The 9845-nt window shown below is 74.5% G+C and carries 6 protein-coding genes; 4 read left to right on the top strand and 2 right to left on the bottom strand.

Going from position 1 to position 9845, the window contains the following annotated elements; translation table 11 throughout:
- Both ACTIFU_RS20040 and ACTIFU_RS20035 read right to left on the bottom strand, forming a co-directional pair.
- Nucleotides 1-1575: ABC transporter substrate-binding protein (locus ACTIFU_RS20040; protein ID WP_439580088.1), on the bottom strand; the 1575-nt coding region annotated here is incomplete at its 3' end.
- 70 nt (nucleotides 1576-1645) lie between these two features.
- Nucleotides 1646-2551 carry a MurR/RpiR family transcriptional regulator gene (locus ACTIFU_RS20035; protein WP_439580087.1) on the bottom strand — a complete coding sequence of 302 codons (906 nt, stop codon included), beginning with the start codon at nucleotides 2549-2551 and terminating at the stop codon, nucleotides 1646-1648.
- Nucleotides 2552-3018: 467 nt separating this feature from the next.
- Here ACTIFU_RS20035 and ACTIFU_RS20030 point away from each other — a divergent pair, with 467 nt between their 5' ends.
- From ACTIFU_RS20030 to ACTIFU_RS20015, 4 genes are all read left to right on the top strand, one after another.
- Nucleotides 3019-4860 carry a trypsin-like peptidase domain-containing protein gene (locus ACTIFU_RS20030; protein WP_439580086.1) on the top strand — a complete coding sequence of 614 codons (1842 nt, stop codon included), beginning with the start codon at nucleotides 3019-3021 and terminating at the stop codon, nucleotides 4858-4860.
- Nucleotides 4861-4867: 7 nt separating this feature from the next.
- Entirely contained in the window at nucleotides 4868-6187 is a 1320-nt protein-coding gene (locus ACTIFU_RS20025) for a YfaP family protein (protein WP_439580085.1), read from the top strand.
- Nucleotides 6184-7251 carry a hypothetical protein gene (locus ACTIFU_RS20020; protein WP_439580084.1) on the top strand — a complete coding sequence of 356 codons (1068 nt, stop codon included), beginning with the start codon at nucleotides 6184-6186 and terminating at the stop codon, nucleotides 7249-7251. Before ACTIFU_RS20025 ends, ACTIFU_RS20020 begins: the two co-directional genes overlap by 4 nt.
- Nucleotides 7248-9845 (top strand): virulence factor SrfB (locus ACTIFU_RS20015; protein WP_439580083.1); only part of this gene is annotated, 2598 nt, incomplete at its 3' end. The genes ACTIFU_RS20020 and ACTIFU_RS20015, both read left to right, overlap by 4 nt.

Raw genomic sequence — 9845 nt, 5'->3', positions numbered from 1 at the left:
GAGGATGCGCGTGCGCGGCGAGACCGTGTAGAACGACCAGCTCTTCTGCTCGTGGCCGAGATCGAGCCTGGGCGAGCGGGCCATCGCATAGGCGCGTGTGAACAGGGGCGCCGCCACGGCGGCATCCATGATCTTGCGCTGGACCTGCATCCAGAGCTCGCGCTGCCTCGCCGGGTCAGACTCGAAGCGCGCGGCCTCGATCTCGGCATCCGCGCCGTCGAAATGCGAGAAGTTGGTCACCGCGGTCGGCCGGCCGACGATCGCCGAGGAGTGGTAGAACTGGTCGAAGTACAGCCGGCCCGTCAGCGGGTAGCGATAGGCCCCGTAGATGATCACGGGGGCGACGTTCTCGCGGATCAGGCGGTGATAGGTCGGGTGATCGACCACGCGCAGATCGAGATTGACCCCGACCTGCTTCCACTGCTCCTGGATCACCTGCATCGGCGGCAGGTAGATCGCGTTGTTGCTGACCGGCGTGTTCAGCGTGATGCCGCCGCCGAGCCCGGCTTCCGACAGCAATGCCCGCGCGCGATCGCGGTCGAAGTCGTAGCGCGCCACATCGTCGGTGTGGCCGACATAGCCGCTCGGCAACGGGCTGAACTCGGGCTTGGAGACGTCGCGGCCGAGGAAGGTCAGCAGCTCGTCGCGGTTGGTCGCGTGCGAGAGCGCACGGCGCACGCGGATATCGTCGAAGGGCTTCATGCTGGTGTTGAAGTGCAGCGTGAACATATTGGCCGGCGATGTCAGATCGACGGGGAAACGCGCCCGGCGCATGCGGTCCACGGCGTCCTGGCGGGCCGCGATGTCGATCGCGTGCAGCTCGCCGCCACGCAGCGCGAGCTCGCGCGTGCTCGCATCCGACATAAACTGGATGACGATCCGCTCCAGCACCGGCCGGCCGCCCCAGTAGCCGTCGTTGCGTTCGAGCGTGAAGCTCTCGCGCGCCCGGTACTCGGTGGCGCGGAACGGCCCGGTGCCGATCGGGCGGGTGCGCAGATCGACCCCGCCCTCGAGCGCGCGCCGGCAGACGATGTAGCCTGCGCCGACATCCACCATGCGCGCGGGGAAGGTCGCGTCGGGGTTCGCCAGCGTGATCGCGACCGTGTGCGGATCGACGGCGCGCACCGAGGCGATGTCGGCGAGCGTGGTGCGGAACGGCGAGCCGGTCTCGCGGCCGCGCACGCGATCGAGCGAGAACACAACGTCCTCGGCGGTGAACGGACCATGGTTGTGGTGCCACTCCACGCCACGGCGCAGATGGAAGGTCCAGGTCTTGCGATCGGGCGAGGACTCCCAGCGCTCCGCCAGGCTGGGACGCAGGTCGTCGCTCGAGATCACCCCGTCGGGGAAGGTGACGAGCCCCTCGTAGACCGACTTGGTGACCGGCTGCTCGCCGAGCCCGATCGAGAAATGCGGATCGACCGTGCGGATGTCGTCCACGCCGAGCGCGAAGCGCAGCACCTGCGAGGTGGCGAGCCGCGGCGGCGCCTGCGCGCCCGCGATGTCGGGGCGCAATCCGGCCGCCGCGCCGGCGATCAGCGCGGAAGCGCCGGCGAGGATGGTGCGTCGGTTCATGTAAGCCTCCCGTGGTGTGTCTCGGTGCCTGATGTCGGATGGCGGATCGCCGCTGGGTCGCGCCGCGGCGTCACCGGCGTTGCTTCCTGCGGCCGCTCTCGGCGGTCCAGTACGCGCCCTGGGCCCGCAGGCGGGCCTCGTTCGTCGCCAGCGCGGCGACCGCCTCGCCGCCGGCGCGCAGGAACAGATCGATCACCAGCGCCTGCGCCAGGGCGGTCGCCGCGACGATCGACTGAAGGAAAGCCGGCCCGGCGTTGGCCGCGATCAGCGCGACCGACGCGGGACGTCCGAGCGGCGAGAGCGCGGTGTCGGTCACGGCGACGACGCGCGCGCCGGCGGCGCGCGCCGTCTCGACCGCGGCGATGGTCTCGGTCGAATACGGCTCGAAGCTGACGGCGAGCAGCACGTCGGCCGCACCGATGCCGAGCAGGTCGCCGCCGAAGCTGCCGGCACAGTCCTCGATCAGGATCGCGTTCGGCCGGAACAGGCGGTAGGCGTAGAAGAAGCAGCAGGCCACCGGGTAGCAGCTGCGGCGCCCGACCACGAAGATCCGCCGCGCGGCGCGCAGCAACGCCCGCGCCCCCGCCCGCAGGTAGGCAAACCCCGGCGCAGCGAGCGTACGCTCGATGTTCTCGCGCTCGGCGCCGAGCAGATCGGCGAGCAGGGTGTTGCGGCTGCCGCTCTGCCGGCGCGAGTGCAGCGCGTGCGCGCGATCCGTGAAGTGGCTGTCCTCGGTGCGGCGACGCACCAGGTCGCGGCACATGCCACGCAGGGTCTCGTAGTCATCGAGGTCGAGCCGTCGCGCGAGACGCAGCATGGTCACCGGCGCCACGCCCGCCCGTTCGGCGACGCGGCGCATCGAGTGCATGGCGACCTCGGCCGGGTGGTCGGCGACGAACCGGGCCGCGCGCTGGAGTTGTCCGCTCAGCGCGTCGAACACGCTCTCGATCCGGCCTGCGAGCGTGGTCCCGAACACCCGCCTCCCCCTCGGTCGCTTGGTGGCGAGGGTACGGGGGTTCGCGGTGCGCTGCAACATATGTTTCGGACTTCCATGTTCAGGAACATTTGGTTCACACGGATGCGGGGCGGGCCAGGCTGGCGATGTCTCCCTCCGGCCTCCGCCCCACGCCGTGCTTGACTCCCGATCCGTCTCCGTCGGGAAATGTCCGTCGGAGGTCTGGAAGGGGAGACCATGCCGGCTGGGGCGATCGGACCACACCCCATGGCGGCGGCCACCAAGGTGGCTGCCGGCCGGGGAACCGGGACCAGCCGCATTCGGCGCCTGTTCGTTTCGTTCTTTCGCCGGACCAGCCAGGCCGGCCCGGGGATGGCCGTTGCGGTGCGCGCCGGGATCGCGAGGCTGCGTTTGCCGGCGGCGCGCATTCGCGATACGTGGTCCGGACGGCCGGCGCACGGGGCGGCACAGGGGATCGTTTCAGATCAATGACGGCAGCGCGCTACCTCAAGGCGTCCGGACTGGACGATCGGCTCGCGCTCGACGCGGGCGGGACCGCCGCGGTGGCCCAGTACGGCCGGCTGCGCGAGCTGGTCGAGGCACGCGCGCCCGCCGCGCTCGATCTGTTCGCCGAGCCGGTGCTCGATCCCAAGGACAGCGCGACGCCGAGCCGGATCTCGTGGTACGGCCCAGCCTCGGAGGATCCCGTGCCGCTCGAGACGCTGCGCACAGCGCAGCGCCTGCTGGCCGAGAGTGAGCTGCGCGGCCGGCTCTCCGCGCTCCAGCCCCTGCTTGACGACCCGGCGAGCGCGCCGCTGGTGCGCGCGGCCCTCGCGGTGCCTGGCCAGGGCGACATCCTCTGGACCGGCACCGGGCCGGTGCTGGTGAACTGGGGCATCGTGCCGGCCTCGGTCGGCGACGCCCCCGAGGCGCTGGCGCGGCACTTCGAGGCGACGCTTGGCCGCTACGCCCCGCCCCAGGCCAATCCCTGGCGGGCAGCCCTGGCCGCGCCGGCAGCGGCGGTGGCGGCGGTGGGCGCCGCGGCGGCCGGCGCCTCGCCTGGCCTCGCCGCGGGCGCCAGTCCCCCGCCCTTGCCGCCGCCCCCGCCGCCGGCGCCACCGCCTCCTGGGCGCGGGGCGGGGCCCGGTGCCGTCGGCGCGATCGCCGCCGCGGTCGCGGTGGTGCTGCTGCTCGCCGCCGTCGCCCTCGCCGCCGGCTACTACTATGGCTGGAGCCGGCTCGTGGAGCGGATGCAGGCGGGCCTGCCGCCGCCGCGCGACACCGCGCTCGACGACCAGCTCCGTCGGGCGCAGGAGAGCGTCAACGAGGGCCTCCGCCGGCGCCTCGCGGAGCTGGAAGGCGCGCTCGCCGGCGATGTCTGCGTCGCCCTCGGCCCGGCACCGCGGCTCGACCCGCCGTCCGCCCCCGGATCGCCCGGCACGCCGCAGCAGCCCGCGCTCTCGCCCGCGATCATCCCGCCCACGGCGGAGGAACAGCCGGTGCGCACGCCGGCCGCCGGGCCCGACGCGCCGCAGGCCACCAACCTCGCCTCCCTGCTGAGCGATTCGGTCGTGCTGGTGATCGTGCCCACGCGCGGCCCGGACGGGCGCGAGGGGCTGAGCCGGGGCAGCGGCTTCGCGATCGAGGGCGGGCTGGTGGTCACCAACCGCCACGTGATCGACAACGCCGCCTCGGAGCAGGTGGTGGTCGTGAACAAGAAGCTCGGCCGGGTGGTGCGCGCGAGCATCGTCGCCGCGACCGCGCGAGAAGGCCAGGACTTCCGGCCGGACCTCGCGGTGCTGCGGCTGGCCGAGGGCGAGCTGCCGGCACTCAGGCTCTCCACCGCGATCGAGCCGCTCCAGCCGGTGGTCGCGGCGGGCTTCCCCGGTGTCGCCGTCGACATCGACGATACCTTCCGCCGGCTGATGCAGGGCGACGCCGCCGCCACGCCGAATCCAGTGTTCACCTCCGGCACCGTCAGCGGGCTCCAGGAAGTGGCCGGGCAGAGCCTGGTCACCCACACCGCCTCGATCACCCGCGGCAATTCGGGCGGGCCGCTGGCCGATCGCTGCGGCCGCGTGGTGGGTGTGAACACGTGGGGCCGGATGGAGCGCGACACGCTCTACCGCATCGACTATGCCCAGCCGGTGCGCTCCCTGCTGGCCTTCCTCCAGCAGGCCGGCGTGAGCGCCACCGCCGACGACGGCGCCTGCCAGCCCGCGCCGCCGCCGCCGCCGACGCTGCCCGCCGCGCCGCCACCGGAAGCGGCCGCCCCGGCCGCCCCGGCGGAAGCACCGCCCGCCGCCCCCGCGGCGCCGGCGCGGGACTGAGACGGCGATGCCCGCGCTGCGCCAGATCGGCGAGATCAGGCGCGAGGAGCGCCGTCCGGCGCGCGTGTTCGAAGGCACCGCGCAGGACTACCTGCTCCAGCTCCAAGGCCATCTGCGCGCCCAGGGCATGGCCGAGCACGCCGCGCTGTTCGCCTCGGCCAACCCGCTGCCCGACCGCGTGCAGTGGTTCACCGACCTCACCGGCGAGATCCGCCGCCTCGACGACCTGCCAGAGACGCAGCAGCGCGAGGTCGCGGCGCGGGTGGCGGCCATGGTGGAGGATCTCGGCCGCGAGGCGGAGCGGCTGAAGGCCGACCGCAACCCCTCGAACCGCACGCTTGGCGAGGTGCTTGCGGTCGCGTGCGAGGGGCCGGGGACGGCGGACATCGTGCTGGTGGGCGCGCAGCCGGTGCTGGCCGGCTGGGGGCTGCGCCCGGTCGATCCGGCGGCCCAGCCGAAGGACCTGCTGGCGGAGCTGCGCGCGGTGGCCGCCGCGCCGCCGGCCGAGCGTCCGGCCGTCGCCGCGGCCCCGGCCGCGCCCTCGCCCCCGGCCGCGCCGGCCGCACCCGCGCCGCCGCGGCGATGGCCGGCGCGCACGGCCGCCCTCGCCGCGCTGCTGCTCGCGCTCGCCGCGGCGATGGCCTGGTTTCTGCCCGGCGCGGTCGCCGGGATCATGCTGGCGCTGCGGCTGCCCGAGCCGGCTCCCTGCGTGGTCGACGGCCCGCCAGCGGACACGCCGCTCGCCGGGCTCCAGGACGAGGAGGCGCGGCTGCGCCAGCAGATCGCCGCGGCGGAAGGGGCGGTCGCGCGCCGGATCGTGCAGTGCCGGATCGCCCGCGCCGCGGCCGAGCCGCCGCCCCGGCCGCCGCCGCCGCGCCAGGCGGAAGCCCCGCCCCCCGCAGCACCGCCGCCGCCGCGCGAGGCTGACGAAACCGAGCGCCGGCTCGCCCGCGAGGGGGCCCAGCGCGGCGCGGTCCAGGTGAGCCTGCGCTGGGAGACCACCGCCGATCTCGACCTCTATGTCACCTGCCCGACCGGGGCGACCATCAGCTACTCCAACCCGCGCGCCTGCGGCGGGCATCTCGACGTGGACATGAATGTCGGACCGCGGCGCGTGCGCGACCCGATTGAGAACATCACCTGGCCGGAGGGCGCCGCGCCGAACGGCACCTACCGGGTGATGGTGTCGAACCTCGGCGAGGGGATCGGCCGGGTCGCCCCGGTACCGTTCCTGGTGCGCATCCGCGTCGGCGAGCGGGTGCAGGAGGTGCGCGGCACCGCGAGCACGCCGCAGCCGCGCCAGGTCGCCACCTTCACCGTGCCATGACCGAGACCGCACCCCCGCCCGCCCCCGTGGAGCCGCAGCCGCCGCGCGGCCGGCTGTTCATCCCGGCGCTCGCGATCGCGGCCCTGGTGGTCGGCATCCCGCTCGCGATCCTCGCGACCTGGCTCGGCCTGACGCTCTCGGGCTACGTCGCCGCGGCCGACACGCGCGAGGCGGTCTGCCGCATCGCGCCCGCGCCCGACCGGGGCGTGCTCGCCGAGCAGGAGCGCGACCTGCGCCGGCGGATCGCCGCGGCCGAGGGCGAGCTCGCGCGCCGCCAGGGCTCGTGCCCGCTCTGCGCCCCGGTCGATGACGTGGATGTCGCGGTGGTGGTGGACACCTCGCTGTCGATGAAGTGGCCCGCCGGCATGGACGCGGCGGCCGAGGCGGCGCTGATGGACCGGATCCGGGCCGAGACCGGCGACCCGCTGACCACGCGCCCCGGCAACGACCGGATGATCGCCGAGATGGACCGCACGCCGGCGGCCGAACGGCGTATGGTGGCGGCGCGCACGGCAGCGCTCCAGGCGCTGGATGCCCTGCCGGGACGGGCGCGTGTGCACCTGTTCGGCTTCGGCCGGTTTGACCCCGCGCGCGCCGAGGCCTCGGCCTGCTCGGTCGCCGCGGCCGGGGTGTTCGCCAACGCGAACCGGCCCCAGCTGATCGCCGCGCTGAACGCGCTCGAGCCGTCGGCCTCGGGCACGCCGCTCGCGCTGTCGATCGCGCGCGCCGCCGAGGCGGTGCGCGGCCGTCCGCCCGGTACGCCGGGCTTCGCGGTGATCGTCACCGACGGGGTCGAGACCTGCCGGGCCGACCCCTGCGCGGCCGCGCGCACGGCGCGCGAGGCCGACCCCGACCTCACCATCCTGGTGATCGACATCGCCGCCAACCGCCAGGTCGCCTGCCTCGCCGAGGCCACCGCGGGCCGCGTGTTCGGCCCCGGCGGCGGCGCGGAGGCCGGACGGGTGATCGCCGAGGCGCTGCGCGTTCCGCCGCCCCAGGCCTGCATTCCCCGGCCCGCCCGTGCCGCCGCGCGCGCCCCCGCCGGAGCGCCCGCGACCCGATGATCAAGCCGAGCCCCGACCTCCCGCCCCTCTCGCCCGGGGCCGATGTGCCGCTCGTGCCCGGCAGCGGCATCCAGTTCCTCGACCTGCCGCTGGCACTCGACCGGCTGGGCGTGAAGCTCGACTTCTTCGAGGAGCCGCGCGCGGAGGGGCTCGCGGCGCTGAAGCGACTGACCCCGGGTGAGGACGGCGACGGCTTCACCTATCAGCGGGACGGAAGGGCGGTGTTCGTCTCCGCCGAGGATGCCTACCCGGTGACGCAGCAGGCCGCCATCGCCGCCTTCCTCGGCAAGTGGGTGCCGGTGCCGTTCCTCCAGGTCGAGGTGGACGGCGAGCCCGGGCGGCGCCGGCTCGGACCCGGCCCCGAGAACTGGGCGCGCATCCGTATCGTCAAGCTCGCGGAGGCCGAGCGCACCGGCGCGACCCACCGCGCCGTGCTCGCGTTCGACACCGCGACCCAGAAGCGCACGCCCGGCGCGGGCTTCGTCGCGCCCTGGTCGGACGAGCCGGCACGCTACGTGCTCGCCACCCGCGAGTCCGAGATGGCGTTCTGGCTCGACCGCGACTGGGTGCGCAACTGGATTGCCCAGCTCTGGCGCGAGCGCGACGGCGCCGGTGCGCCGGACAGCGAGACGGGGGGGCGGCACTTCGCGGCCTATCTCACGCTGCTGGCCACGCTCGAGGCGGCCGGCGCGGTGCCGCCGATGCGGCTGATCGACCTCGCCGCGGCCGAGCGTTCGGGCGGGCTGATCGATGTGGATCTCGTGCTCGATCTCGGCAATTCGCGCTCCTGCGGCTTCCTGATCGAGCAGACGCCCGGGCGGCCCGCCTCGGTCGCGGACAGCTACCGGCTCGCGCTGCGCGACCTTTCCCAGCCCGAGGAGGTGCACGACGAGCCGTTCGAGAGCCGGGTCGAGTTCGCCCGCGCCGGCTTCGGGCTCGAGGAGTTCTCGCTGCAGTCCGGCCGCGGCGCGGCCTTCGAGTGGGGCTCGCCGGTGCGGATCGGCCCCGAGGCGTCGCGTCTCTCGGCGCAGAACCGCGGCAACGAGGGCCAGACCGGGCTCTCCAGCCCGAAGCGCTACCTGTGGGACGAGGCGGCGCGGCTGACGCCGTGGCGCTTCAACCCGGCGACCGACGCGGACGGCGCGATCCGCGGCAGCTTCCTGCGCTTCGTCGCCGAGGACGGCACGGTGCTGAGCTACCGCAAGCGCAGCGGCATCGCGCTGCGGCCGCTGTTCAGCCGCGCCTCGCTGTTCAGCTTCTTCCTGCTCGAGGTGCTGCTGCAGGCGCGCCAGCAGGTGAACTCCTACGCCGCGCGCTACGGGCGGCAGGACCTCGCCGCGCCGCGCCGGCTGCGCCGGCTGATCCTGACGCTGCCCCCGGCGATGCCGCTTGAGGAAACGCGCAAGGTGCGCGAGCGGGCGCGCGCGGCGGTGTTCCTCTACCACGACCTGATCGGCAGCCCCGACCAGGCGGCGAAGTTCGAGATCGAGGCGCGGCTCGACGAGGCGACCGCGAGCCAGATCGTGTTCCTCTACGACCAGGTGAGCCATGCCTATCGCGGCGACGCGCCGGCCTATTTGGCGCTCGCCGGGCGCATGCGCGACGGCGAGGCGGAGCCCAGCCTGCGGGTCGCCTCGATCGATGTCGGTGGCGGCACGACCGATCTCGCGATCCTCACCTACCGCCTCGCCGACCGGGTGATCCTGCCGCGCGAGGAGTTCCGCGAGGGGTTCCGGATCGCCGGTGACGACGTGCTCGAGACCGTGGTGATGCGGCACGTGATGCCGTCGCTCCGGCGCGCGCTCGCCGAGGCCGGACTCGGCCACGGCCGCGCCCAGCAGTTCCTGGTCGGGCTGTTCCGCGTGCCTGCCGGCACCGAGCCCGAGCGCCAGGCGCGAAGGCTGGCGCTCAACCACGTGTTCGGGCCGGCCGCGCTCGGCGTGCTGTCCGCCTATGAGGCCTGGGACCCGCTCGCCCCGGGGGCGCCGGGCGCGACCACGCTCGGCGCGCTGATCGCCGCGCGCGCCGACCCGCGGGGCCTGCGCGCGCACTATCCCGAGCCGCGCGGTCCCGGCCGGTCGCGCGAGCCGGCGCGGCTGCGCGCGGCGGCCTGGCTCGACCAGAAGGCGGCCGAGGCGGGCGCGCAGGGCTTCCAGACGCTCGAGACGCCGCTCGAGCTCGACTTCGCCCAGGTGCACGAGACCGTGCGCCAGACCCTGCGCGACGCGCTCGATCCGCTGACGGAGATCGTCCAGCGCTTCTCCTGCGACGTGCTGCTGCTGACCGGGCGCGGGGCGCGCTGGCCGGCCACGGTCGAGACGGTGACGGAATCGCTCGCGGTCGAACCGAACCGCGTGCACCCGATGCACCGCTACCGGGTGAGCGCCTGGTACCCCTACGCCGATGCCACCGGGCGGATCCACGATCCCAAGACCACCGTCGCGGTGGGTGCGATGCTGTGCCGGCTGCTGCGCGGCGGGCAGCTCGACAACCTTGCCCTGGTCGAGAAGTTCGCGATGCGATCGACCGCGCGCTACATCGGGCTCATGGAGTCCGACCGGCGCATCCGCGCGGACCGCGTCTTGTTCTCGGCG

Origin of the sequence: Elioraea sp. (genome assembly GCF_051860475.1) — a bacterium.
In the GTDB taxonomy this organism is placed as follows: domain Bacteria; phylum Pseudomonadota; class Alphaproteobacteria; order Acetobacterales; family Acetobacteraceae; genus Elioraea.
Note: the sequence above shows the minus strand (reverse complement) of the source record. Positions and strands in the feature narration are given on the sequence as shown.